The sequence below is a fragment of the Xanthomonas sp. NCPPB 3200 genome (assembly GCF_056393585.1).
In genome coordinates this window covers 4,772,115-4,795,754 of record NZ_CM150785.1, presented here as the reverse complement: position 1 = coordinate 4,795,754, position 23,640 = coordinate 4,772,115, and the positions used below count along the sequence as shown (strand labels likewise).

Sequence of the window (23,640 nt, the reverse complement as noted above, 5' to 3'; positions counted from 1 at the left end):
GCGTACCGCGCAGGCTTGCCAGCGACACGCTTGCACGGCAGTCTGGTTTGCCCTGATGCCGGAGTGCGCCGTGACTGTCGTGATCGAAACCCCGCGTTTGCGCCTGCGGACATTGGATCCCGAGCGCGATGCCGACGCAGTGCTGACGCTGGTCAACGACCCCGGTTTCATCGCCGGCATCAACGACCGCGGTGTGCGCACCCGCGAGCAGGCGCGTGATCATCTGCGTGAGTGGGCGCAAGCGCACCGGGAAAAATACGGCTTTGCGCACTGGGCGGTGGAGACGCGCGCGGAAGGGGCGTTTGCCGGCACATTGGGGTTGTTGTGCCGCGATACCTTGCCGGTGCCGCATATCGGCTTTGCACTGCTGCCCGAACATCGCGGCAAGGGCTATGTCAGCGAGGCCGGGCGCGCAGTGCTGGACCATGCGCGCGATGTGCTGGGGTTGCCGCAGTTGTGCGCGATCGTGTCGCCGGACAATGCCGATTCGATTCGCGCGCTGGAAAAACTTGGGTTGCAGCGGCAAGGCCTGCGCGTGTTGAGCCAGGAGGACCATCCGGTGCTGTATTACACGATCGCGCTCGCTCCGGCCGACATGGACAGCCGGGCAGGCCTGCGGCACCCTGGCGGCGACTCTCACCGCTGAACGCGGCCGACACAACGCAGCAAACAGTCGTCAGCGTGGCGGGGACGGCGCGCAGGCACTTCGGTGGATGGACGGCGCAGCGACTCCGCACCGCACCTGCCTGGCGATGAGCGCCGTCGTTGTGTCCGTCGCCCCAACAAGGACACTTGCATGCCATTGCTGGTCAACGCCTATTCCACGCTGCGCGAGCCGTTGTGGCCGGATTTCCTGCCGCGTGCCGCCGTGCAGCACCGCGACCACGCCGATCCGGAACTGGCCACGCATCTGCATGGCTTCGTCGGCTACGTGAGTCAGGCCGGCGACGGCCAGATGACTCAGCCGCGCTATCACCTGATGCGGCATGTGCAGCGGGTGCGTCAGCATTTCACTTTCGAGGTCGACGATGCGGCTTTCGGGGAATTGGCGCAGTGGGCCGAGCAGGCCAACGCGGTGTGTTTCCTGGCCGACGGCAGCGTGCGCGATCCGCACGGGCGGGTGCTGATCAGCCAGGGCGAGCCGGCGATCGATGAGCAGGCGCAGGTGCCGTATCCGCCGGATGCCTTGCAGCGGCGTGCGCAGCAACTCGCGCAGCTGACCGCGCAAGGCATCCGCGTGCCCCCCAGCCTGCCGCCGGTGCCTGGCGAGGCCGAAGCGCGGGTGCGCGATGCGGCGGCGGTGACGCAGCGCATGCTGGCATTGTTTGCGGTGGCCTTGCGCGCGGAGATGCTGGCCGCCGGCGATACGCCACCCGGGTTGGAAGAGATGGACGCCCGCCTGCCCGGCGTGGCGGTGGCACTGTCGCCGCAGGAGCGCGCCTTTTTTGCCCAGCCTGCGCCGGAGCCGCAGCAGCTCGCCAACTTCGGATGGCGCTACGAGAGCCTGGCCGTGCTGCAGTGGGCCCTGGGGCTGGCCGAGGCGCTGCCGGAGCCGACCAGCCTGTGCGATGTGCCCCTGGCTGCCCAGCGCGCGCTGGAGCATGCCGAAGCTGCGACGCGGCCGTCGCTGACGCTACGGCCGGTGCCCGAGCTGCTGGATGCGCTGGACCGGCACTTGCGCCTGCATTGGGCGGTGCGCCAGGCCGGCCAGAGCGAGCAACCGCCACCGGCCGGCATCGTGCCGGGCGTGGTCTACGAGCGTCACTACACCCTCAACTGGCTGCTGCACTTCGAAGACGCCGACTGGGACGAGGTGGATACGCCGACGTAAGCGGGCCGGCCGCAGGCTGCGCCGTCACTGCGCGGCAAGCGCGTCATCTGGCGGTCTGGCTGGTCGTTGCGTGCTTTGCGCTCCGCGCAGGCGTCGATGTGAAGCGGGCATCTCCAGGAGCGAACCGTCGCCCTAGGCGCCAGCCGCCTCCAGGCGCGCCTGCACGGCGGCCAGTGCATCCTGCAGCTCGGCGACGGTGGCTTCCAGCGTTTGTACGCGCGCTTCAAGCTCGCTGCTGTCGGCACTGCTGCGAGGGCCTGGCGCAGCGCGTGCCGCCGCGGCCTGCAACGCCTCTACGTCCAGCTCGCCGCTGAGCAGATGCATGTAGCGGTCCTCGCGCTGGCCGCTGGCACGCGGCAGTTGCACCGCCAGGCCGCGCTGGATCAGCCGGTCCAGATGGTGGCGTACGTCGTCGGCATCGTTGAAGCGCGCCAACCGCTCGCTGCGCGCGAACAGCTCGCCCAGCGTCTGCGGGCCGCGCAGCAGCAACAGGCCGATCAGGGCCACCTGCTGGCGGGTCAGGTCCAGCACGCTGCCCAGCCGGTGTTCGTAACGCTCGGCGCGCGAGGAGAACTGCTGGCGGACCAGCCCCAGGGTTTCGAGTTGACGCAGGGCGTGATGCACCACGCCGGTCTGCAGGTTCAGCACCGGCTCGCGTGCGGTCTTCTGGTTGGCGGCCACCTGCGCGGCATTGACCGTGAGCGGATACGCATCCGGCGTGGTCGCCTCTTTTTCGATCAGGCAGCCAAGCACGCGGGCCTGGGCGGTATCGAGAACGGGCGGGGAAGGTGCATCTGTCATGGGGGCCACTCCGGGGCAATCAGCGCACAAGCATATGCCGATCCTGCATTGGCGTTCTTCAGGCCGCGATCCCGTGCAGGGCAGCCAGAGCGGCAACGGGATCGAAGCGGCCGTCAGTCGTCGCAGGCGCATGAAGCACGCGTGCAACGCCAGCAAATCCCAAAGTGGCCACGTCGCCGTGCGTGCGCACGTGCCGCTGCCCGCAGCACTGCTGTCGGCCGGAGCGGGCGGGGCGGCGCGAACCCGCTAAAATCGCGGTCTTCATTGCCGCTCCTGTCCTGGTGGATGCCATGCGCCCCTCGCTTTACGCCCCGTTGTCCCTGCTCGCCTGCACTGCGCTGGCCCTGAGCGCCTGCAAACCCGGCGATAAGGAGCTCGCGCAGCGCGCGCAGGACGCGGCCGTGTCCGCCAATGCGGCCGCCGGCGCCGCCGCAGCCAAGACCGCCACGCCGCCCGCAGCCGCCACCGCGCCGGCCGGCGACGACAACCTCAACGCAGTGTTGTGGATGCAGCGCTCGGAGGAATACCGCGCCGTGGCCGAGCAGACCTACCGCGCCGCTGCCGACAAGCTGGACGCTGCGCTGAAGCAGCCCAACTGGGACGCGCTGGTGCCCGAGGAACGCGGCAATGCCGCCACCGGGCTGAAGCCGGCGGTGGTGCTGGACGTGGACGAGACGGTGCTGGACAACTCGCCGTACCAGGCGCGCCTGCTGCGCGACGGCAAGGAATACGACGAGCTGAGTTGGGACCAGTGGGTGGCCGAGAAGAAGGCCAAGCCGATCCCGGGCGTGGTGGATTTCGCCAAGGCCGCCAACGCTCGCGGCATCACCCTGGTCTACATCTCCAACCGCGCCGTGCACCTGAAGGACGCCACGCTTGCCAACCTGCGCAGCGTCGGGCTGCCGGTGGCCGATGACAGCGTGTTTCTGGGCCTTGGCACGGTGGTCCAGGGCTGCGAGCAGAACGGCAGCGAGAAGAACTGCCGGCGCCAGTTGGCCGGCCAGAAGTACCGCGTGCTGATGCAGTTCGGCGATCAGTTGGGCGACTTCGTGCAGGTCACCGCCAACACCGGCCAGGCGCGTGGCGCGCTGCTGCAGCAATACCACGACTGGTTCGGCGAGCGCTGGTGGATGCTGCCCAACCCCAGCTACGGCGGCTGGGAGCCGGCGCAGTTCAACAACGATTACGCCCAGCCCTGGCAGCAGCGCCACGATGCCAAGCGCGCCGCGCTGGAGGTGGCCCGATGAGCCGCGCCCCGTTGCCGCTGGCCGCGCATGAGCGGTTGATCTTTGCGCTGGATGTGCCCGGCCACGACGAGGCGATCGCCTGGGTCGACCGCCTGGGCGAGTCGGTGTCCTTCTACAAGATCGGCATGGAACTGCTGGCCTCCGGCGAGTATTTCCAGGTACTCGACGCCCTGGCCAGGCGCGACAAGCGCGTGTTCGTGGACCTGAAGTTCTTCGACATCCCGGCCACCGTGGCCGGCACCATCCGCCGCCTGGCGCAGTGGCCGGTGAGCTATTGCACCGTGCACGGCTGGCACGCCGGCATGCTGCAGGCCGCCGCCGAGGCCAACCACGGCGACATGCGCCTGCTGGCGGTGACCGTGCTGACCTCGATGGGCCGGCCGGACCTGGCGGCGATGGGCATCGACCGCGAACCGGTGGAGGTGGTGGTGGAGCGCGCGCTGGCCGCGCAGGCCGCCGGCATCGACGGGGTGATCGCCTCCGGCCAGGAGGCCGGCCCGATCCGCAGCGCCACCGGCGCAGGGTTTTCGATCGTCTGCCCTGGCATCCGCCCCGGCGGCCCGGTCGGCGACGACCAGCAACGCACCGTGGGTGTGGCGCAGGCCTTCCACGACGGCGCCGATGCCATCGTGGTTGGCCGGCCGATCCGTCTGGCTGCCGATCCGGCCGCTGCGGCGAATGCGATCCAGGCCGAGATTCGTACTGCATTGGGGCAACGTCACGAGTAAGGCGGCTGCGGTTTCTTGCGACCTCGCAAGATGCGAAATGCGATAGCCAGTCAACTCAGGTAGGGAAATCACCCACCTGGGGTGGGGTATTGCCTGCTGGTGAGGATTACGTGAAAACGTAATTCTTTACCGGCAGGCGACCTAGACGGTGACCATCGTCTGCAAGGATGCGCATGTGCGCGATGTTTGCGCCAATCGCCCAAGGACGGTACTACCGCAGCGTCTCGCGCTGCCGGTCGCTGCCGATATGGGACACCGGTTTCGGATAGCAGTGTCATGCGTGATCTTTTTCGGCCGCTAACTGCGGTGGTGCTTTGTATTGGCCTTGGCGCCTGTTCTCTCGTCGCCAACGTGCCTGAGTTGTTCCGCTACAACGAACCCACCGACGGTCAACGAACGCGTCTGCGCATCGTCGGCGATGACGGTAATACCGTCATCTACCCTGGGACCACGTGCGACCGTGCCAACGTGCCGGGATTTGGCAGAGCTGCTCGCGCGCTGGTGTTCGGTGGGCAGGATCTGGGCATGCCGCGCTTGAGCGATACACCCAAACATCCCTTGGAATTGGCTGTGCGGGCAGGTGAACCCATGGTGGTGGGTTTCAGTGCCGGTGCTGTAGCCAGTCAGACGTGTCCCAAAGCGCCGCCAGGCTATCGAATGGTCTGCAATGCCCCGATCGGTCACGGGCCGACTTGCGCAACCACGCGGAGTTTCGTGCCGGAATCGGGTATCGATTACGAGGCGCACGTGGATTTCGGTGCGGGCCGCTGCCGGCTCGATGTGTATGCCCTGACAAAGCGTAACGACGGTACGACCGAACGCCGCGCCATTGCCGCCGCGTTACCCAGCTGCCCCGCCACCTCAAAGGAATGATTGCCATGGCAGATGTCCGTTTAATCTCCATTGGCCTGGGCGCCGCACTGCTCAGCGCCTGCGCAACGGCTCCAAAACCCAAGGCGATCGTCGCCGAGCCGATCCAGCCACCATTGACCGTGGTCGCGTCGAAAGACATCTATCGCAAGACCACCGGGTTGCGTGTCGTGCATCGCTCGCACACCGCAAAGGCAACCAGCCTGAAAGTCATGCAGGGAATCTTCGGGGCGATGAGCACCGGCGGAAACATTACGGCATTTAAGAAGGAGGATCTGCTCGGTGACCCGAATGAGGATCTGGTAGATCCTTCAATCAAGGAACTCCCGCACGCGCTGGAAGAACAACTGCGCAGTTATGCGCTGGCGCATCCTGCGGCCACGCCGCCCGCGCAGTTTGTGATCCGTCCCGCCACATGGGCATTGATCTACACTTCGTTGTCGGATTCGCAGACGCCCTACCAATTGCACCTTTCATTGGATATGGAAGCGCGCGCTCCGGACCGCGACGGCCAGCGCCAGGCAACGGTCACACAACGCTGCAATCCCGCACCCATTGAGTTGTCACTGGCCGACTGGCAAGCGGCGGACTACGCCAAGGTGAAGCAGGTGGGTGCTGACTACGTTGCTCAGTGCAGCGAAGAGTTCGCACGCAACTTCCCGACCTTGTTTCACGAGACCGCAGCGGTCGCTGCTTCTGACTAATCAATGAGTTACGCAGATATTATTAAAGTGTTGCTTTAACGTTAAAGCCTGCGTACGATGCCCCTCGTCCGATGTCAGTCGGAAGCTGTGCCACTCATTGTCCACCGGGCTTGTCCCGGTTTTCGAAGGGATCGGGCCTTGTGCCCGGTCCTTTTTTTTGCCTGCCGATCGGTGCCTGCGCCGGCGGTGTCGTCGCTCAACGCGGCGCGGCCGCCTTGCAGTAGCGATCGATGAACTGCTGGTGGGTCGGCATGACGTCCACGCAGTGGCCGATGGTCTGCGCCACGCTGGCCAGGAAGCGTTCGGCGTCGTGATCAGGCACCTGGTCCACCAGCGGGTGGTAGCCCCGCGGCAGGATGCCCTGGCCGACCATCACCTGCACCCAGCTGATCTCGGCGAACATCTCCTCGGCATTGCGATAGAAGCGCCCGCTGTCGCGGAATAGGTCCAGCGTGGTCTGCAGCTCCGGGGGGATCGGCATCGTGCGGCAGTGGCGCCAGAACGCGCTGTCGTCGCGCTCGGTGGCGTGGTAGTGCAGCACCAGGAAATCGCGGATGCGGTCGAACTCGAATGCCAGCCGGTCGTTGTAGCGCTGCACCAGCACCGGGCTGATGCCCTCGCGCGGAAACAGCTCCAGCAGCCGGGAAATGCCGGCCTGGATCAGATGGATGCTGGTCGATTCCAGTGGTTCCAGGAAGCCGCTGGCCAGGCCCAGCGCCACCACATTGCGGTTCCAGAACTGCTTGCGCCGGCCGGTGGTGAAGCGCAGCGGGCGCGGGTCGGCCAGCGGCTTGCCCTCCAGGTTGGCGAGCAGCGTGGCGGCGGCTTCGTCGTCGCTGATGTGCGCGCTGGAGTACACATAGCCGTTGCCGGTGCGGTGCTGCAGCGGGATGCGCCACTGCCAGCCGGCCGCGCGCGCGGTGGAGCGCGTATACGGCGTGGGCGGGCCGACGTTTTCGCTCGGCACCGCCAGGGCGCGGTCGCAGGGCAGCCAATGGGTGAAGTCGTGGTAGCCGGTGTGCAGCGCTTCTTCGATCAACAGCCCACGGAAGCCGGAGCAGTCGATGAACAGGTCGCCGCTGACGACCTGCCCGGAGGCCAGCTGCAGCGATTGCACGTGGCCGCTGTCCGCATGCAGCTGCACCTGCTCGACCAGGCCTTCGATACGGGTGACGCCGCGCTGTTCGGCGTAAGTGCGCAAGAAGCGCGCGTACTGCGTGGCATCGAAGTGATATGCATAGGCGATATTGGCCAGCGGCGAACTGGCCGGCACATCGCCGGCCGAGGTCATGAACTTGCCGCGCACCGCGGCCACGGTGTTGAGCGTATAGGCACCCAGCGGCTGCGCCTTGCCGCGCGCGTGCTGCTTGATCCAGTACTGGTGGAACGGCAGCAGCCCGAGCGGGTGCCCAATCTGGGTGCCGAAGCCATGGATGTACGACGTGCCGGGCCGCTGCCAGTTGACGAACTCGATGCCGAGCTTGAAGCTGCCCTGGGTCTGGCGGACGAACTCGGCTTCATCGATGCCGAGCAGGTTATTGAAGGCCTTGATGTGCGGCACGGTGGCCTCGCCGACGCCGACGGTGCCGAGCTGTTCGGACTCGATCAGCTGCACCTTGAAGCCGGGGCCAAGCACGCGCGCGAACGCCGCGGCGGCCATCCAGCCAGCGGTGCCACCGCCGACGATGACGATATTGCGGAGGGGAGCGGGGATCATGAAAGTCCGGTCCTGAGAAGAAGAGAAGCCGCCAACAAAACGTCTGTGATCATTGCCAGGCGGTTGCAATCGATACACGGGGCAGCATGCACCACGTGCACACCGTTACGTCGCAAGTGTGTGATGCATCCAACAGACGACTGCCCGCTATGTTTTGTTCGCCACTCTGAAAGCTGACAGGTGAACGGGGCCACGCGGCCCCGTTCGACTCACGCGCATGCAGGCGCATGCGCGTGCACGTTGCAGTGGATCAGAACTTTGCACCCACTTCGAAAATCACGCTGCGTGGCACGTAGCTGATCTCGCCGTCATTGACCACGGTGATGTCCGGCTCCAGCCGACCATTGCTGCCGAAGCTGTTGTACTGGTACTGGGTGAAGTTCTTGAAATCGAACACGTTGAGCACGTTCACCCGTGCGGTCAGCTTGAAGTCACCAGCCACGGTGAAGTCCTTGGTGGCCTGCAGATCCACGGTGCGGTAGCCCCAGATCTTGCCGCCCAGCAGGAACTTGCCGTTGCCCGGCGGAGTGACGCCGATCTGCTGGCAGGTGCCGCCATCGGGATCGGTGAAGCCGTAGCAGGCAATCGTGTTGATCGGCTCAGGCGTGGCCAGCACCAGCTTGGCACCGAAGGTGACGCCCCACGGACCATCCAGCGAGCCGGAGGCCACGAAGCGGTGCGCCGAGACCGCATCGGACTTCACGAACGGATAGTCGCGGATGGTGGCCTTGTCGAATGCAAACGGCTCGTCGATGTTGCGGTTCTGGCGCGCGCTGGTATGCGTGTACGCCAGGTTCAAGCCCCAACCCGATTCCTTGGTGTAGGGCTTTTCGGCCGACAGCAACACCTGGCTGCTGCGCTGCTCCAGACCGTTGTTGCCGATGATGGTGTTGCGATAGCCCGGCACCGGCTCGCCCCACGGCACGCCGCCATTGGCATCGAAGTACGCGCCGTTCGGATAGCGGTTGACCAGGCTCATCACCAGCCCGTCGTAGGACAGGATCCGCTGGAAGGTGACATCGGTCAGCCAATCGCCGACCTGGTTGCTGATGCCGATGCTGTACTGGTCGCTGTACGGGGTCTTGAGCTTGTTCTTGAACATGAAAAGCTCGGAGCTGTCGCTGGTGCCGGGGATCGTGTTGAGCTGATCGATGCCGGTGAGAAACGCCGGATTCCAAGGCGCACAGGCGCGGTCGTCGCGGAAGCAGCCCTGGCCGCTGGCGGCATCGCTGAAGTACACCACCACCGGCGACAGCGCGGCCTTGACCGATTCCAGTGCGAGCTGTTCGAACAGGTTGCGGTCGTAGGAACGGCCCGCGCCGCCGTGGATCACTGCCGCCTCATCGCCGAACAGGTCGTAGGAGAAGCCCAGACGCGGTGCCCAGGCGTCCTTGAAGTTCTTGCGGTTGTTGCCGGTGCTGATGTAATCGGCCACGTTGACGCCGCTGGGCAGCAGGCGGTTGGCCCACGGCTGACCGGGGTTTTCCGGGTCGTCGGAATACAGCGCATCCACGAACGGCTGCGAGGTTACGAAGTCGGTGTAGGCCGGGGTGTCTTCGTAGTCGTAGCGCACGCCGATGTTGATCATCAGCTTGTCGGTGGCGGCCCAGTCGTCCTGCAGATAGATGCCGTACTGCTTGGACGGCGACTCGACCACCGGCAGCTGGCCGGGGTTGTCGAACGCACGGATGTAGCGCACCTGGAAGGGCACTGGCGCCACGCCGTTCTGGCCGACTTCATAGCTGAACTGCGGATTGAGCGAGCTCGATTCGCGCGAGGTCAGCTTGATGTCGCGGTAGGTCACACCGGTCTTGATGGTGTGCTCGCCATGCCACTGCAGTGCGTTGAAGGTCAGATCGTTCTGGAACGACCAACCCTTCTGGCTACGCAACTTGAAGTCTTCGCCACTGGCGGCGCCGGTGTTGAGGAACACCCACTGGCGCGGATCGGCCTGGGTGCGATCGATGTAGGTGTAGATGGAACCGTTGCCCACACCGCGCGGCGTCGGCACATTGCGCGAATCTTCGGTGGTGAGGATGGCTTCGTTGAACCAGCTGTCGGCACTGTGCTGCCAACGCAGGCTGGTGCGCTTGTCCTTGTTGATCTTGTCCACCGCGCGGTCGGGCGCGTTCTGGCCGCCCACGTTGCTGACCTGGGTTTCGTCGCGATACTGCGTGGCCAGTTCGATGCGATCGTTGTCGGTCGGTTCGAAGTCGATCTTGCCGAAATACAGATCTTCGGTGAACGGCATGTTGGACGCGCCGTACTGGTCGCGCAGGTTCGACGGCAGCAGGCCGATGAATGGCGCCGCTTCGGCACTGGGCTGCACGCTCTTGGGCGCGACGTTGTCCTTGCCTTCGTAGGCGAAGAAGAAGTGCATGCGGTCCTGTATCAGCGGGCCGCCGATCGCAAAACCATATTCCTTGGTCTGCGAATCGACCTTGCCATCGGCTTCGTCCGGGCGTTGCTTACGCAGGTCCTGATTGGTGAAGCGGTAGAACGCTTCGCCATGGAACTCGTTGGTGCCGGACTTGGTCGCCGCAGTGATCGCCGCGCCGCTGATCTGGCCGTATTCGGCCTTGTAGTTGGAGGTGATGACCTTGTATTCGCCGATCGCCAGCTGCGGGAACGGGTTGCCCTGGGTCTCGTCCTGGCCCGCGATGCCGCCGCCGGAAACGTAGCTCTTCTGGCTCACGCCGTCGATGTACAGATTGCTGGAGCTGGCGTTGGACGCACCGCCGCGCAGCTTGGTGTTGCCGTCCTGGTCGATGGTGAACACCATGCCCGGCACGGTGTCGGCGAATTCCAGGAAGTTGCGCGTGGCCTGCGGCAGCTGCTGGATCTGGCGCAGCGACACCGTGTTACCCACCTCGGAGGTCTTGACGTCGCGAATCATCGGCGCGCTGACCGTCACCGTGTCCAGTGTGGTCGCGTCGCCGGCAGGCGCCGCGGCCGCCTCGGTGCCGAGATCGACGGTGGCACTGGAGGCCACCGACAGGGTCACTGTGCGGCTGGCGCCGTTGGATTCGACCTTGTAGGTACCCGGCTGCAGACCGACGATGGTGTAGTTGCCGTTGGCATTGACCGGTGCGCGTCGCACCGAGCCGGTGGCGAGGTTGGTGACGACGACCTCGCTGCCGCTCTGTGCGGAAGCGACCTGTCCGCGCAACGTGGCGTTGCTGGACTGGGCCATGGCCGGGGTGGTGGCGAACAACGAGGCAGCCAGGGCGCAGCACAACAGGCTACGTGCCGGCAGGGTGGAGACGGTGCGGTGAGTCTTCATGACTTTCCCCCTCCCAGGGGTAAAGCGCGAACCAGTGAAGTGACTGGCGCGTCGAGGTTGGTGCTTGGTGTGGATGGAACGGGTACAGCGGGCAACAAACAAACAGCAGGGACGGCAAACACAGCAAAAACGGTCGCCAACCGGAGCGTGCCGTCTGCGGCATCGCGCGCATCGCGCGTCGCGCCGCAGCAACACACCTCAATCGGGACGATGCAACAAACCTGCGGCCGGCCCCTCCCCATTGCCGTGGGGCCGATGCAGCTTAGGCAGCGGGTGCGGTACCGGCGTCAAGACGCCGGATGCCGCCAACGCAGCCGTTACCAGATGATGCGTGCGCTCATGAACAAGGTCCGTGGCGGAGTGGACATCGCGCCGTACTGGTTGATGCTCACGCGCGGGTCGTACACGCCGGCACTGCCCCAGTCGATGCTGTACTGATCGTAGTTGCGGAAGTTCAGCGCATTGATCAGATCGCCGCGCACCTGCACTGTCACCGCATCGGTGATGTGCATGTCCTTGGACAACGACAGGTCCAGCTGGCGGGTGCCGAAGATGTCGCCGCCGGCGATGAACTTGCCGCCGGGCGCATCCACCGAGACCACGCGGATATTGTCCGAACTCGGGCCGCCGTATTGGTTGTAGGAGATCGCCTCGTTGCGCGGCGGCACCGTGGCCAGGGTCAGCTTGGCCGAGCCGCTGATGCCCCAGAACAGGTCGTAGATGCCGGTGAGCACCAGGCGGTGGCGCGGCACCGCATTGAGATCCAGGAACGGGTAGTCGGCAATGGTGGCCGCATCGAATCCGTAGCGATCGTCGTTGCCGCGATTGCCGCGCGCACGCGAGAAGGTGTAGGCCGCGGTCAGGCCCCAGCCGCTCTCCTGCGTATAGGGCTTGTCTGCCGACAGCAGCAACTGGCCGGTCTTGGTCTCCACGCCGTTGTTGCCGATGATCAGGTTGCCGAAGCCGCGGGGTGTCTGGCCGAACGCCTGGTTGCCGTTCTGGAAGAAATCGCCGTTGGCATAGCGGTTGCCCAGGGTGAAGATGAAACCGTCCTTGCTGTGGATGTACGACAGCGTGGCCGAGGTGTTCCAGTCGCCCAGCTGGGTGCGCAGGCCCAGCGAATACTGGTCGGCATACGGCGTCTTCAGATCGTTGTTGAGCAGGTCGATTTCGCCGTTGCGCACGCGCGCATCGACCAGGTTGGCCAGGCTGTCGGGATTGCTCACATAGGTCGGATCGAAGGCGGTGCAGGTACCCGCCGCCGGGACGCAGTTGGTGGGCCCGGCAAAGCGGATCGTGTACTGCGCCAGCGCGGATTTGATCTGCTCCAGGCCCATCACGTCGAACAGGTTGCGGTCGTAGCTGCGGCCGGCACCGCCGAACAGCACCAGCGACTCGTCGCCACGGAAGTCGTAGGAAAAGCCCAGGCGCGGTGCGAAGTTGTTGTTGTCCTGTTTGCGATTGCGGCCGTTGCTGATGTAGTCGTTGATGTCCACCCCGCCCTTGGCCAGCTGCTCGGCATAGGTGGCGCTCACGGCAGGATCGGTACCGGGGCCGTTCAAGGCCGCCACCACTTCCGGCGGGGTCACGTTGTCCAGGTACGAGGGAATCTTTTCGCCATCCCAGCGCACGCCGATATTCAACTGCAGCTTGTCGTTGACGTCCCAATCGTCCTGGATGTACAGGCCCAGCTGCTTGCTGGTGGTGGTCACCGACGGTGCGGCACCGGCGAACGGCAGGTTGAAGCGCACCTGGTAGGGAATGGCCGAGGTGCCCGCGCCATCGCCCACCGCGTAGTAGAACGACGGGTTGGCCGCAGAGTTCTCGCTCTGGGTCAGCTCCACTTCCTTGTACTTCACGCCCATCTTGATGACGTGGTTGCCGTGCCACTCCAGGTTGTTGAAGGTCAGGTCGTTCTGGAAGCTGGGGCCTTTCTGGCCCTTGCGCTGGATCGCCAGGCCGCTGGTGGCGCCGTCGTTGAGCAGCACGTCGTCTTCGGCGATGCCGCGCGTGTACACGCTCTGGCTGCCCACGGTATAGGCGGTGGGATTGAACAGCACGTCCTCATAGGACACGCGCGCTTCGTTGACGTAGCGCTCGCCGTAATGCTGCCAGCGCAGGTCGAAGCGCTTTTCGGTGTTGAGGTTGATCTTGGAGGCGATCGCGGTGGTCTGGCCGCCGACGCTGTCGCGGCTTTCCTCGTCGCGGTACTTGCCGGTGAGCTCGAGGCGGTCGTTCTCGCCGATGTCCCAGTCGACCTTGCCGAAATACAGGTCTTCGTTGAACGGGCGGGTGACCGAGCCGAGCCGGCTCTGCACGCCGGCCGGCAGGTCGTCGCTGAGCGCGCTGAAGCGATCGGGCACGGCCACCGGATCGGCCGAGACCTCGAAGCCCTTGCCTTCGTAGCTGAAGAAGAAATGCGCCTTGTCCTGCACGATCGGTCCGCTCAGCGCAAAGCCGTATTCGTCCTGGTGGGTCTTGCGCTTGCTGCCATCGGAGTTGGGTGCGCCGGCGCGTTCGTCGGGCTGGCGCGCGCGGAAATCGGTATTGCTGGTGCGTCCGAAGATCTCGCCGTGGAACTCATTGCCGCCGGACTTGGTCGAGGCCACGATCGCTGCCGAACCGACCTGGTCGAACTCGGCCTTGTAGTTGGAGGTGATGACCTTGTACTCGCCGATGGCCAGCTGCGGGAACGGGTTGCCCGCGCTCTGCTCCTGCCCGGACACGCCACCGAACAGGTAGCTCTTCTGGCCGACGCCGTCGATGTAGACGTTCACCGCCGAGCTGCCCTGCGCGCCGCCGCGGATCTGGCTGTTGCCGTTGGAGTTGGTCTCGAACTGCATGCCCGGCACGGTGTCGGCGAACTCCAGGAAGTTGCGCGTCAGCTGCGGCACGGTGCTGATCTGCTTCAGCGACACGTTGGTGCCCACTTCGGAGGTCTTGACCTCCTGCAGCGTGGTGGCGGTGACCTGCACCGCATCCAGCGTGGTCGCATCGCCGGCAGGCGCCGCGGCTGCGCTGCCGCCCAGGTTCAAGGTGACCGACGAGGCCACCGACAGGGTCACGGTCTGCTCGCTGCCGGGGCCGGCATCCACCTTGTAGGTGCCCGGGGGCAGGCCGACCAGCGCGTAGCTGCCGTCGGCACCGGTGGGCACGCGTCGGACGGCACCGCTGGCGACATTGGTCGCGGTCACGGTGGTGCCGGCCTGTGCTGCCGCAACCTGGCCGCGCAAGGTCGCATTGCTGGACTGGGCCATGGCCGGGGTGCTGGCCAGCAACGAGGCGGCAAGGGCGCAGCACAACAGGCTGCGCGCTGGCAGGGTGGAGACGGTGCGGTAATTCTTCATGACTTTCCCCCTCCCAGGGGTAAAGCGCGAACCAGCGGAGTGGCTGGCGCGTCGGTACTGCGTCAAGCGGGACAGCTGGCAACAACGGCAAAGGACTGCAAGCAACACACGTTCGGCAAAGCGCGGTGGCGCGTTTCAGGTGGGAGGCGCCGCCCGCGGCGCGCTGGACGCGCGCACGATCAGTTCGGGAACCATCTCGGAAAACGCCGGCGGTGCGGCATCGGCGGGCGGGGCGGGCGCATCGACCAGTTGCTGGCCCAGCAACAACTGCAGTGCCCGCGCGCCCAGCCCGGCGATATCCACCCGCATGGTGGTCAGCGCCGGCAGCACGTAGCGCGCCATCGGCACGTCGTCGAAGCCGGCCAGCGCGATGTCCTGCGGCACCTTCAGCCCGGCATGGCCGAGCGCGAACAGGCAGCCCAGCGCCATCATGTCGTTGGCCGCGAATACCGCATCCGGGCGCGCGCCCTGTGCCAGCGTCTGGCCGGCGCGGTAGCCGGACTCTTCGTCGAAGTTGCCCGGCAGCACCCACGGCTGCACGTCGGCATCCAGCGCCAGCTCGTCGCGGTAGCCGCGCAGACGCTCGTGCGCATCGAAGTTGTCGGCCGGCCCGGCGATGAAGGCGATGCGGCGGTGGCCGCTGTCGCGCAGGTGCCGCGTCATCGTCCGCGCGCCGCCGTAGTTGTCCACGTTGAGCACCGGGCGCTGGCTGGCCGTGCCGGCGCAGTTGAGCAGCACTGCCGGCAGGCCGCCGGGCAGGGCGTCCTCGTGCACGCCGGAGTCGCCCAGCGAGGGCGACATCACCACCACCCCGTCCACGCGCCCGGGCAGGCGTTCCAGCGCCTTCCGCTGCGCCTGCGGGTCGCCGTGCGAGCTGGACACCAGCAGGTGGTAGCCCTGCTCGCGCGCCACCTGGTCGATGCCGCGGATCAGTTCGGAAAAGAACTCGCCATGCAGGTCCGGCAACACCACCCCGATGGTATGGGTGCGCCGGCTGCTGAGGCTGCGCGCGGCGTGGTGCGGGATGTAATGCAGCGCACGGGCCACCTGCAGCACGCGCTCGCGCACCGACTCGGCCACATGCTGGTGCCCATTCATGGTGCGCGAGACCGTTGCCACCGACACCTGCGCTTCGCGCGCGACGTCCTTGATGGTGACGCTACCGCCTTCGGAGCGTGGCCGACTCATGGCAAAACCTCCAGGACAACGCGGCTGCCGCCGCACGCCGGGAAGGGTCGCACGGTCCGCTGGCGCAGAACGTTCGTGTCACACATGCACATGAATGACATCGGCCCCAACCGATGGCGACCTCAGAGCGAGATGGCGCGCACGCTAGCAGGAACTGCAAGCGCTTACATGATGCGCTGCACCATTGGGCCAAACGCAGGTGGCACAAGGGCTTGGCGGCATTGCCTGGACAAGTTTGTCCGGAAAGGACAACGGCAGTCAATGTCGGACACTGGGCGACAACATGCATGGAACTACGAAAATCTAACGTTTCCGCACCGTACCCGGGCGCACGGTTGTCGCGCGCCTTGCCGCCAGTGCGTTCAGACAGCAAGATGCGCCGATCGATCAGGGGAACAGCGTGCGCATGTCGCCATCCACCGTCCGCGCCGGCCGGTTCCAGTCCATCGCGTGGGTGCTGCTGGCAGCGCTGTGCCTGGGCAGCTGCCAGCGCGCCGACAAGACCGCCGCCTTGCCGGGCGCCAGCGCCGAGCCGGCCGCAGCGATGCAGTCGATGACCCTGCCCTTGCGGCGCAACGACCTGGTCGCCTATGCGCGGATCCGGGTCACGCCTGCCCAGTACACCCAGCTGGAGGCGGCCTGGCGCAGCGGCGCCAGCCGTTGGCCGCTGACCGAGCTGCCGCTGCCCAACGAGGTCGGCAGCCTGCTCGGCACTTTGTCGGCGCCCGGCGCCGAGCGCCAGCTGCAGCAGGCCTTCGATGCACAGCTGGCCGGCCAGTCGCAGGGCATCCGCCAGGCCGCGCAGTCGCTGGGCCAGTTCGGCGTGCAATACCTGCGCAGCCGCAGCGACTACCAGCCCGAGCAGCGCGCCCATTACGTGCAGCTGGTCGATGCCCTGAGCGCCTGGGCGGCCACCGCGCCGCTGGCCGACCGCGCGCGCGCCAAGGCCAGCATCGCCGACCTGGTGACCGCCGCCCGCGCCACCGGCATCGGCTCGGACGCCGATCTGCAGCGCTTGGGGATGGAAGAGAGCCTGCGCCGGCTCGGGCCGTTCTGGGCCGCGGCCAAGCAGGTGCTGGAGCGTTACGGCCTGTCGCTGGACAGCAGCCTGGATGCGCTGCGCACCGGCTTGATCAGGCAGGACGGCGACCGCGCCCAGGTGCGGCTGCGCTATCCGCTGGCCGCGCACGACATCGACCTGAGCATCGCCCTGATCAAGCGCGACGGCCACTGGTACCAGCAGCAGACCCAGGACGAGGTGCAGGCGCTGCTCGGCGCTGCGCCGGCGGCGCCCGCACCCGACGCCGCTGCAACGCCTGACACCCCGGCGGCCGCGCCCGCCACGCCCGCCGCCACCGGGCAACGCCCGGCTGGGCGATAATGACCGTGATGCCAGAACAGAATCCCCTGCCGTTCCCGGACGGCCAGCCCGCCCCGCCCAGCGCTGCCGCCACCGATCTCGGTGCCACGACCGCCGCCTTGCCGACCGCCGTTCCGGTTCCGCCGGACGCTGCGCCGTCGATCGCGCCCGCCGTCGCCGCTGCCCGCAGCGCCAAACGCCCGTGGTGGGCGCGCCTGCTCGGCCGCCTGGCCGACCCCTGGCTGAGTCTGACCATCGAACCGGACCAGCCGAGCCGCTACGACGACGGCACGCCGGTGGTCTACGTGCTGGAGGACTACGGCCTGTCCAGCGCGCTGATCCTGGACAAGGCCTGCCGCGAGGCCGGGCTGCCCTCGCCACTGGTGCCGCTGCCGGGCGACCCGCTGCAGCGCAAGCGCGCCTACCTGGCGCTGTCGCGGCGCAGCAGCAGCAATTCGCTGATCCCCGAGCAGCGCGGCGGCAAGACCCATTCGGATTCGCTGGCCAAGCTGCTGCAGGCGCATCGCGTGCGCGCCGACCTGGACGTGCATCTGGTGCCGGTGTCGATCTTCGTCGGCCGCGCGCCGGACAAGCAGAGCGGCTGGTTCGCGGTGCTGTTTTCGGAAAACTGGGCGCTGGTCGGCCGCTTCCGGCGCCTGCTGGCGGTGCTGCTCAACGGCCGCACCACCATCGTGCGCTTCGCTCCGCCGATCTCGCTGCGCCAGACCATGGCCGAGGGCCTGCCGCCCGAGCGCACCCTGCGCAAGCTGCAGCGCGTGCTGCGCACGCATTTCCGCCGTATCCGTGAGGCGGTGATCGGGCCGGACCTGTCCACCCGCCGCCTGCTGGTGGACCAGGTGCTGGCCGCCGATTCGGTGCGCGAGGCGATCGCCACCCAGGCCAAGCGCGACAACTCCAAGCCGGTCGATGCCTGGCGCAAGGCGCATGCCTACGCCTGGGAAATCGCCGCCGACTATTCCAGCCCGGTGGTGCGCTCGGCCAGCTTCCTGCTCACCCACGTGTGGAACCGCATCTACGCCGGCGTGCTGGTGCATCACCTGGACAAGCTCAAGCAGGCCGCGCCCGGGCACGAGGTGGTTTACGTGCCCAGCCACCGCAGCCACATGGATTACCTGCTGCTGAGCTACCTGCTGTACGAACGCGGCATCGTGCCGCCGCACATCGTGGCCGGCATCAACCTCAACCTGCCGGTGGTGGGCACGCTGCTGCGCAAGGGCGGCGCGTTCTTCATCCGCCGCTCGATCAAGGGCAATGCGCTGTACTCGGCGGTGCTCAGCGAGTACGTCGCCCAATTGGTGGCCGGCGGTTATTCGATCGAATACTTCGTCGAAGGCGGGCGCTCGCGCACCGGGCGCCTGCTGCAGCCCAAGGGCGGCATGATCGCGATGACGCTGCGCGCCTACCTGCGCCAGCCGCGCAAGCCGGTGCTGTTCCAGCCGGTCTACATCGGCTACGAGAAGCTGATGGAAGGCAACAGCTACCTGGACGAGCTCACCGGCCGGCCCAAGGAGAAGGAATCCATCTGGGGCCTGCTGTGGTCCATCCCCAAGGTGCTCAAGCAGAACTACGGCCAGGTGGTGGTGAACTTCGGCGAGCCGATCGCGCTCAACGACGTGCTGGCCAAACACGCGCCCGACTGGGACGGCCAACCGCTGCCCGACGACGAAAAGCCCACCTGGCTGGCACCGGCGGTGGACACGCTGTCCACCCAGATCCAGACCCGCATCAACTGCGCCGCCGACGTCAACCCGATCAACCTGCTGGCGCTGGCGCTGCTGTCCACGCCCAAGCACGCGATGGGCGAGGCCGACCTGATCGCGCAGATCGAGCTGTGCAAGAAGCTGCTGGCGGAGATGCCGTATTCGGACCGCGTCACCGTCACCCCGCACACCCCGGCGCGCATCATCACCCATGCCGAAGAGATCAACGTGCTCACGCGCGTGTCGCACCCGCTGGGCGATGTGCTGAGCGTCAGCGGCGACACCGCGGTGTTGCTGAGCTACTTCCGCAACAACGTGCTGCACCTGTTCACCGCCTCCTCGTGGGTGGCGTGCTGTTTCCAGAACAACCGCCGCATGAGCCGTGCCGGTCTGCTGCGCCTGGGGCGCACCGTGTACCCGTTCCTGCAGGCGGAGTTGTTCCTGCCGTGGAGCGAGGACCGCTTTGCCGAACGCATCGAGCAGACCATCGACATGTTCGTGCGCGAAGGCCTGCTGCTCAACGTCACCGACGACGATGGCGGCATCCTCACCCGCAACACCGGGCAGACCGACGAGGTGTTCCGCCTGCGTGCGATCGGCCATTCGCTGCAGCAGGCCTTCGAGCGCTATTACATCGCCATCTCGGTGCTGGTGAAGAACGGCCCCGGCGTGCTCGGTGCCGGCGAGCTGGAAAGCCTGTGCCAGCAGGCCGCGCAACGCCTGAGCCTGTTGTACGCCCCGGCCGCCCCGGAGTTCTTCGACAAGACCCTGTTCCGCAGCTTCATCCAGAAACTGCGCGAGCTGCGCCTGGTGTGGCCGGACGAGAACAGCAAGCTGCTGTTCGACGAGCGCCTGGATGCCTGGGCCAAGGACGCCAAGTTCATCCTTGGCCGCGAATTGCGCCACACCATCGAGCGGGTCAGCCCCGAGGCGGTCAAGCCGGACGTGGTGTTGCCGCCGGCCGAGTAGGGCGGCGCTACAAACGCCAGCGTCTTCCTGTGGTAGGTGATGCCGGGCAATGGCAGCGCACCCGCAGGGAAGCGCAGATGCGCACCATGCTTCCCTTCTCCCACCGGGAGAAGGTGCCCGAAGGGCGGATGCGGGTCGGTCAGCACGCAAACTCCCCGGTGCTGCAGCGGACCAGAGTCACTCGCGGCGTTGTTCACCAACGCCCGCAACTTCACACAACAGTTCCGTTCGTTTCATCCGCCTCTTGCAGCCGTACCGATAGCATCGCGCCACCTTTCATCACGATCGGGTGCGTTGGATCACTGGCGTGCCCGGCAGGAGACTTTCATGCGCGCAGCCATCCACACCCAATTCGGCGACCCGGCCAAGGTGCTCGAACTCGGGCAACGGCCTACTCCGCAGCCCGGCAAGGGCCAGGTGCGCATCGCCATGCGTCGCTCGCCCATCCACAACCACGACCTGTGGACGGTGCGCGGCAATTACGGCTACAAGCCGGAGCTTCCCGCAATCGGCGGCAGCGAAGCGGCCGGCGTGATCGACGCCCTCGGCGAAGGCGTCCAAGGCCTGCAGACCGGCCAGCGCGTGGTCGCCGCCGGCGTGCACGAGAGCTGGGCGGAGTTTTTCCTGGCCGACGCGTCCGGCGTGGTGCCGCTGCCCGACGCGCTGGACGACGACCGCGGTTGCCAGTTGATCGCCATGCCGCTGAGCGCGCTGATGCTGATCGAGTTCCTGCAGGTCGAAAAGGGCGACTGGATTGTGCAGAACACCGCCAATGGTGCGGTCGGTAAGACTGTCGCCATGCTCGCCGCCGCGCGCGGCATCAACGTGGTCAACCTGGTACGCCGCGACGCTGGCGTGGAGGAGTTGAAGGAACTAGGTATCGGCAACGCGGTCTCCACCGCCCGGGAGGGCTGGCAGGACAGCGTGCGCGCGCTGGTCGGCGAGGCGCCGATCGTGCGCGCGATCGACTCTGTCGCCGGCAGCGCGGCCGGCGACCTGATGGGGCTGCTTGCCGAAGGCGGCGAGCTGATCTCGTTCGGCTCGATGACCGGCGAGCCGCTGCAGATTTCCAGCGGCGATGTGATCTTCAAGCAGGCCAGCGTGCGCGGCTTCTGGGGCAGCAAGGTCATGGCCGCCACCAAGCCCGAGGACAAGCGCCGCATGATCGGCGAACTGCTCAAGTCCGCCGTCGATGGCAGCCTGGCTCTGCCGGTGGAAGCGGTGTTCGATCTGGAAGATGCAGCCAAGGCGGCCGCGGCAAGCGCCGAACCGGGCCGCCGCGGCAAGATCCTGCTGCGCGCAGGCTAGGACGGCGGCTCGGGTCGTCTTACGACAGTCGGCGCCTGACGCGCAAAAGCGGTGAGGCACTTGCACGTCCGCTGACGCGAACAAGCGCCCGGATCCGGTGCCCAGATCGGCCGAAGAGATCGACAATTCTCCAAGGCCGGCATATCAAGCCCCTGTCCCCTCGGGGCGAAGCCGCACCGCTTGCGCGCCACTGGCGCGCGTGCCAGTGGCGCCCGCGTCGCAAGGCGCGGGCCGGGGCGCGGAGTGGGGTGAGGGTTTGGCCCAAGCGACCAACGCGACACGCCTCAACTCAAGCCGGCGCCATGCCGATAAAACCCTGCCTGCGTCACCAACTGACTCAACTTCCTGTCACCGCGACGTTGATATCCACGACCGCAAAGCAGACCCAGGCGGCCGCACGCACCAACCTCACGCCGGCTCGTCAGGCACCAGCTCCATTTCCAGCCGCGTGATGCAGTCCTTGAGATGCAGCTTGCGCTTCTTCAGGCGCTTCATCTGCAGCTCGTCGTCCATGTTGGCGGGCACGCGCTGGATCTCCTCGTCCAACGCGCGGTGGGCGCGTCGCAACTCGGCGATCTGCTCGGCGATCTCGGCGGGTGAGAGAGTTTCCACGGCTCCGAGCATACACAACCACGGGCCGGCCGCGTCACCTGTGCTTGCCAAGCCGCCCGGGGCTGCGACAATGCCTGCGCGCCGTTGGGGAAACGGCGGCGCGCCTCACCTCATCATCGCCGCGCGGCCATGGCCGTCGAGAAAGGAGTCTTTACGATGCGTTTGCGTTCTTCCCTGCTGGCCCTGAGCCTGCTCACCGCTGCCAACCAGGCCAGTGCCGCCGACGTCGCCAAGTACGACGGCTTTTTGTGCTGCAACCTGCGCACCGACGGCAGCTGGATCAGCGACAGCAACTACGCCGAAGACGGCAAGCGCATGCTTCCCGTAGGCACCCCGGTCAGCGTCACCGGCTTCGGCCGCAACCGCGTCAACCTCAAGATCGCCGGCGAAAAGCAGTCCATCGGCAACGATTACAGCCGCGACCTGGACAACACCGCCTTCGCCGCCCGCTATGTCGTCACCGCCGACCCCAAGCTCAAGCTGGCCACCTTTCCGCCCAAGATCCGGCAGGCCATCAATGACGGCAAGCTCACCGGCGGCATGACCCGCGAACAGGTGCTGATGGCCGTCGGCTACCCGATCAGCAGCGAAAACCCGAATCTGGACGCCTCGCTGTGGCGCTACTGGCGCGACAGCTTCTCCGAGTACCAGGTGCAGTTCGGCCCCAGCGGCAAGCTGGTCAAGGTGACCGCGGACCCGCAGCTGATGAATCTGGTTTGGCTGCCGTGAATTGCCCGAGGTGGTCGCACATCGGGCGGCCATCTGCGTAGCAGGTTCATTGCCTGAGCAGGCACCTCGAACACCGGGAGACGGTAGGCTCCAGCAGCCGAGGTCTGGATCCTGGCGACACGCGATCAGAGCGCACAATCAGCGCCAGCGCTCTTCCCTGGCCACCGGCCGCCAAAGACCGAAGCTCACATGCAACGACATCCGGACCTGTATCCCAACGACGATAATGGCGACACCCTCTGGCACATTGCCCAGCAAGGCGTGGACCTGTCGAAGCCGCGCGAGATTGCGTTCTCCGTGGTCTTCCCCACGAAGGAGTCGGCCTTGGAGTTCTCGGTGATGCTGCTGCGCTTCGAGCAAAAGGTGCGTTGCTGCCACTATCCGGAAAACACCGCGTTTCCGATGGACGTGACGGTGTATCCGACCATGGTGCCGTCGCACAAGGCGATTTCGGCATTCGAGGAGGAGCTGGCCGTGGAGGCCAAGCCCCTGGGTGGCCTGAATGACGGCTGGGAGTTTTCCGTGGCTGACAAGGACGCCTGACGCAGCCCGTGTGCGAGAGCCGGCGATGCAGTCACTGCATCGCTGAGCTGGTTGCATCATCACCGCGTTACCGCGTTACCGCGTTACCGCGTTACCGCGTTACCGCTGTGACTGCGGTACGCGGCGCAGCTTTGACACGTCATAGCCCATGGCGGCGATGCGTTGGACAGCCTGCTGATAGTCGGCATCGGACACCTGCGGGGTACGCGCCATGTACCAGACGTAATCGCGCTTGCTGCGCGCCACGATGGTCTGCGCATACGCCGCATCCCGCCAGGCGATCACGTACTCGGCCTTGAACGGCCAGAAGAACTGCATGCTCCACAGCGCACCATTGCCTTCCTTCGCCACCTGGCCGATCGGATGCATGGACTTGAGCGGTGCCTGGAAGCTGCCCTTGCGGTAGGTGAAGGTGGTCTGGATGCGGCCGTCCGGCCGCAGCGCATAGCGCTCCACGGCATCGTAGGCCTTGCGCTCGGGCCGGGTGGGAATGTGCGCGATGACGTACCAGTCGCCCATGAAGCGCGGCACGTCGACGCTGTCTGCGCGTGGCAGGGCGGCACGCGACTCGCTCCCACTGGCACTCCCGTAGACCGCTAGCGTCAGCAACAACAGCATCGAACCACCTCGCATGGCAACCTCCACCAGAAAGAACCCGTAGATAGGCCTACGGCGTTACTGT

At 66.4% G+C, this 23,640-nt stretch carries 19 protein-coding genes; 12 read left to right on the top strand and 7 right to left on the bottom strand.

The features are described from left to right. The first annotated feature begins 55 nt into the window (after positions 1-55). Both AC06DU_RS20685 and AC06DU_RS20680 read left to right on the top strand, forming a co-directional pair. The gene (locus AC06DU_RS20685) at positions 56-646 is read left to right on the top strand and encodes a GNAT family N-acetyltransferase (RefSeq protein WP_054592231.1); all 591 of its coding nucleotides are present in this window, start codon (positions 56-58) and stop codon (positions 644-646) included. Between the two features lie 150 nt (positions 647-796). After that, positions 797-1,831, top strand: a complete 1,035-nt coding sequence (locus tag AC06DU_RS20680; RefSeq protein WP_184435135.1) for a DUF4272 domain-containing protein — start codon at positions 797-799, stop codon at positions 1,829-1,831. Positions 1,832-1,963: 132 nt separating this feature from the next. Here AC06DU_RS20680 and AC06DU_RS20675 read toward each other — a convergent pair whose 3' ends face one another. Continuing rightward, the gene (locus AC06DU_RS20675) at positions 1,964-2,632 is read right to left on the bottom strand and encodes a YceH family protein (protein ID WP_053054176.1); all 669 of its coding nucleotides are present in this window, start codon (positions 2,630-2,632) and stop codon (positions 1,964-1,966) included. A gap of 34 nt (positions 2,633-2,666) precedes the next feature. Here AC06DU_RS20675 and AC06DU_RS20670 point away from each other — a divergent pair, with 34 nt between their 5' ends. The 5 genes from AC06DU_RS20670 (at position 2,667) to AC06DU_RS20650 (ending at position 6,181) form a co-directional block, all read left to right on the top strand. Beyond that, positions 2,667-2,882: a hypothetical protein gene (locus AC06DU_RS20670; RefSeq protein ID WP_478203119.1), complete on the top strand. Its 216-nt coding sequence runs from the start codon at positions 2,667-2,669 to the stop codon at positions 2,880-2,882. Positions 2,883-2,913: 31 nt separating this feature from the next. Further along, entirely contained in the window at positions 2,914-3,879 is a 966-nt protein-coding gene (locus tag AC06DU_RS20665; RefSeq protein ID WP_167764294.1) for a 5'-nucleotidase, lipoprotein e(P4) family, read from the top strand. Further along, entirely contained in the window at positions 3,876-4,607 is a 732-nt protein-coding gene (gene pyrF, locus AC06DU_RS20660) for an orotidine-5'-phosphate decarboxylase (protein ID WP_046345131.1), read from the top strand. The genes AC06DU_RS20665 and pyrF overlap by 4 nt, the downstream gene beginning before the upstream one ends. A 276-nt stretch (positions 4,608-4,883) precedes the next feature. Further along, complete coding sequence (locus tag AC06DU_RS20655) at positions 4,884-5,480, top strand: hypothetical protein (RefSeq protein WP_126966958.1); 597 nt, start codon at positions 4,884-4,886, stop codon at positions 5,478-5,480. Between the two features lie 5 nt (positions 5,481-5,485). Then, positions 5,486-6,181: a hypothetical protein gene (locus AC06DU_RS20650; protein ID WP_144410884.1), complete on the top strand. Its 696-nt coding sequence runs from the start codon at positions 5,486-5,488 to the stop codon at positions 6,179-6,181. 196 nt (positions 6,182-6,377) lie between these two features. Here the strand turns inward: AC06DU_RS20650 and AC06DU_RS20645 are convergent, their stop codons facing one another. The 4 genes from AC06DU_RS20645 to AC06DU_RS20630 all read right to left on the bottom strand — a co-directional run bounded on the left by AC06DU_RS20645 (position 6,378) and on the right by AC06DU_RS20630 (position 15,716). Beyond that, positions 6,378-7,898: a tryptophan halogenase family protein gene (locus tag AC06DU_RS20645; RefSeq protein ID WP_184519800.1), complete on the bottom strand. Its 1,521-nt coding sequence runs from the start codon at positions 7,896-7,898 to the stop codon at positions 6,378-6,380. Positions 7,899-8,148: 250 nt separating this feature from the next. Next, on the bottom strand, positions 8,149-11,181 hold the full coding sequence (locus tag AC06DU_RS20640) for a TonB-dependent receptor domain-containing protein (RefSeq protein ID WP_039527680.1): 3,033 nt from the start codon (positions 11,179-11,181) through the stop codon (positions 8,149-8,151). Between the two features lie 317 nt (positions 11,182-11,498). After that, complete coding sequence (locus AC06DU_RS20635) at positions 11,499-14,528, bottom strand: TonB-dependent receptor (protein WP_478203118.1); 3,030 nt, start codon at positions 14,526-14,528, stop codon at positions 11,499-11,501. A 135-nt stretch (positions 14,529-14,663) separates the two neighbouring features. Next, positions 14,664-15,716: a LacI family DNA-binding transcriptional regulator gene (locus AC06DU_RS20630; RefSeq protein WP_016904027.1), complete on the bottom strand. Its 1,053-nt coding sequence runs from the start codon at positions 15,714-15,716 to the stop codon at positions 14,664-14,666. 406 nt (positions 15,717-16,122) lie between these two features. Between AC06DU_RS20630 and AC06DU_RS20625 the strand changes: the two genes are divergently transcribed. The 3 genes from AC06DU_RS20625 to AC06DU_RS20615 all read left to right on the top strand — a co-directional run bounded on the left by AC06DU_RS20625 (position 16,123) and on the right by AC06DU_RS20615 (position 21,074). Then, positions 16,123-17,097, top strand: coding sequence for a hypothetical protein (locus AC06DU_RS20625; RefSeq protein ID WP_181097844.1), 975 nt, complete (start codon positions 16,123-16,125; stop codon positions 17,095-17,097). After that, a complete protein-coding gene (gene plsB, locus AC06DU_RS20620) occupies positions 17,097-19,766 on the top strand; it encodes a glycerol-3-phosphate 1-O-acyltransferase PlsB (protein ID WP_024937637.1) in 2,670 nt (889 codons plus the stop codon). The genes AC06DU_RS20625 and plsB overlap by 1 nt, the downstream gene beginning before the upstream one ends. A 327-nt stretch (positions 19,767-20,093) precedes the next feature. Then, entirely contained in the window at positions 20,094-21,074 is a 981-nt protein-coding gene (locus AC06DU_RS20615; protein ID WP_478203117.1) for a zinc-binding dehydrogenase, read from the top strand. A 408-nt stretch (positions 21,075-21,482) separates the two neighbouring features. Here AC06DU_RS20615 and AC06DU_RS20610 read toward each other — a convergent pair whose 3' ends face one another. After that, the gene (locus tag AC06DU_RS20610) at positions 21,483-21,686 is read right to left on the bottom strand and encodes a YdcH family protein (RefSeq protein ID WP_023905744.1); all 204 of its coding nucleotides are present in this window, start codon (positions 21,684-21,686) and stop codon (positions 21,483-21,485) included. 156 nt (positions 21,687-21,842) lie between these two features. Here AC06DU_RS20610 and AC06DU_RS20605 point away from each other — a divergent pair, with 156 nt between their 5' ends. Together AC06DU_RS20605 and AC06DU_RS20600 are read left to right on the top strand one after the other, a co-directional pair. Next, a complete protein-coding gene (locus tag AC06DU_RS20605; protein WP_435004936.1) occupies positions 21,843-22,415 on the top strand; it encodes a hypothetical protein in 573 nt (190 codons plus the stop codon). 189 nt (positions 22,416-22,604) lie between these two features. Next, complete coding sequence (locus tag AC06DU_RS20600; RefSeq protein WP_478203116.1) at positions 22,605-22,958, top strand: ribonuclease E inhibitor RraB; 354 nt, start codon at positions 22,605-22,607, stop codon at positions 22,956-22,958. Positions 22,959-23,057: 99 nt separating this feature from the next. Here the strand turns inward: AC06DU_RS20600 and AC06DU_RS20595 are convergent, their stop codons facing one another. After that, complete coding sequence (locus tag AC06DU_RS20595) at positions 23,058-23,591, bottom strand: lipocalin family protein (RefSeq protein ID WP_024937633.1); 534 nt, start codon at positions 23,589-23,591, stop codon at positions 23,058-23,060. Between the last annotated feature and the right edge of the window lie 49 nt (positions 23,592-23,640).

Bases quoted from the DNA above. Each gene is read 5' to 3' on its own strand.
- plsB (WP_024937637.1), top strand. From the start codon at position 17,097: ATGACCGTGATGCCAGAACAGAATCCCCTGCCGTTCCCGGACGGCCAG.
- AC06DU_RS20635 (WP_478203118.1), bottom strand. From the start codon at position 14,528: ATGAAGAATTACCGCACCGTCTCCACCCTGCCAGCGCGCAGCCTGTTG.
- AC06DU_RS20605 (WP_435004936.1), top strand. From the start codon at position 21,843: ATGCGTTTGCGTTCTTCCCTGCTGGCCCTGAGCCTGCTCACCGCTGCC.
- AC06DU_RS20685 (WP_054592231.1), top strand. From the start codon at position 56: ATGCCGGAGTGCGCCGTGACTGTCGTGATCGAAACCCCGCGTTTGCGC.
- pyrF (WP_046345131.1), top strand. From the start codon at position 3,876: ATGAGCCGCGCCCCGTTGCCGCTGGCCGCGCATGAGCGGTTGATCTTT.
- AC06DU_RS20615 (WP_478203117.1), top strand. From the start codon at position 20,094: ATGCGCGCAGCCATCCACACCCAATTCGGCGACCCGGCCAAGGTGCTC.
- AC06DU_RS20630 (WP_016904027.1), bottom strand. From the start codon at position 15,716: ATGAGTCGGCCACGCTCCGAAGGCGGTAGCGTCACCATCAAGGACGTC.
- AC06DU_RS20625 (WP_181097844.1), top strand. From the start codon at position 16,123: ATGTCGCCATCCACCGTCCGCGCCGGCCGGTTCCAGTCCATCGCGTGG.
- AC06DU_RS20670 (WP_478203119.1), top strand. From the start codon at position 2,667: ATGCCGATCCTGCATTGGCGTTCTTCAGGCCGCGATCCCGTGCAGGGC.
- AC06DU_RS20595 (WP_024937633.1), bottom strand. From the start codon at position 23,591: ATGCGAGGTGGTTCGATGCTGTTGTTGCTGACGCTAGCGGTCTACGGG.
- AC06DU_RS20600 (WP_478203116.1), top strand. From the start codon at position 22,605: ATGCAACGACATCCGGACCTGTATCCCAACGACGATAATGGCGACACC.
- AC06DU_RS20640 (WP_039527680.1), bottom strand. From the start codon at position 11,181: ATGAAGACTCACCGCACCGTCTCCACCCTGCCGGCACGTAGCCTGTTG.
- AC06DU_RS20675 (WP_053054176.1), bottom strand. From the start codon at position 2,632: ATGACAGATGCACCTTCCCCGCCCGTTCTCGATACCGCCCAGGCCCGC.
- AC06DU_RS20680 (WP_184435135.1), top strand. From the start codon at position 797: ATGCCATTGCTGGTCAACGCCTATTCCACGCTGCGCGAGCCGTTGTGG.
- AC06DU_RS20650 (WP_144410884.1), top strand. From the start codon at position 5,486: ATGGCAGATGTCCGTTTAATCTCCATTGGCCTGGGCGCCGCACTGCTC.
- AC06DU_RS20655 (WP_126966958.1), top strand. From the start codon at position 4,884: ATGCGTGATCTTTTTCGGCCGCTAACTGCGGTGGTGCTTTGTATTGGC.
- AC06DU_RS20645 (WP_184519800.1), bottom strand. From the start codon at position 7,898: ATGATCCCCGCTCCCCTCCGCAATATCGTCATCGTCGGCGGTGGCACC.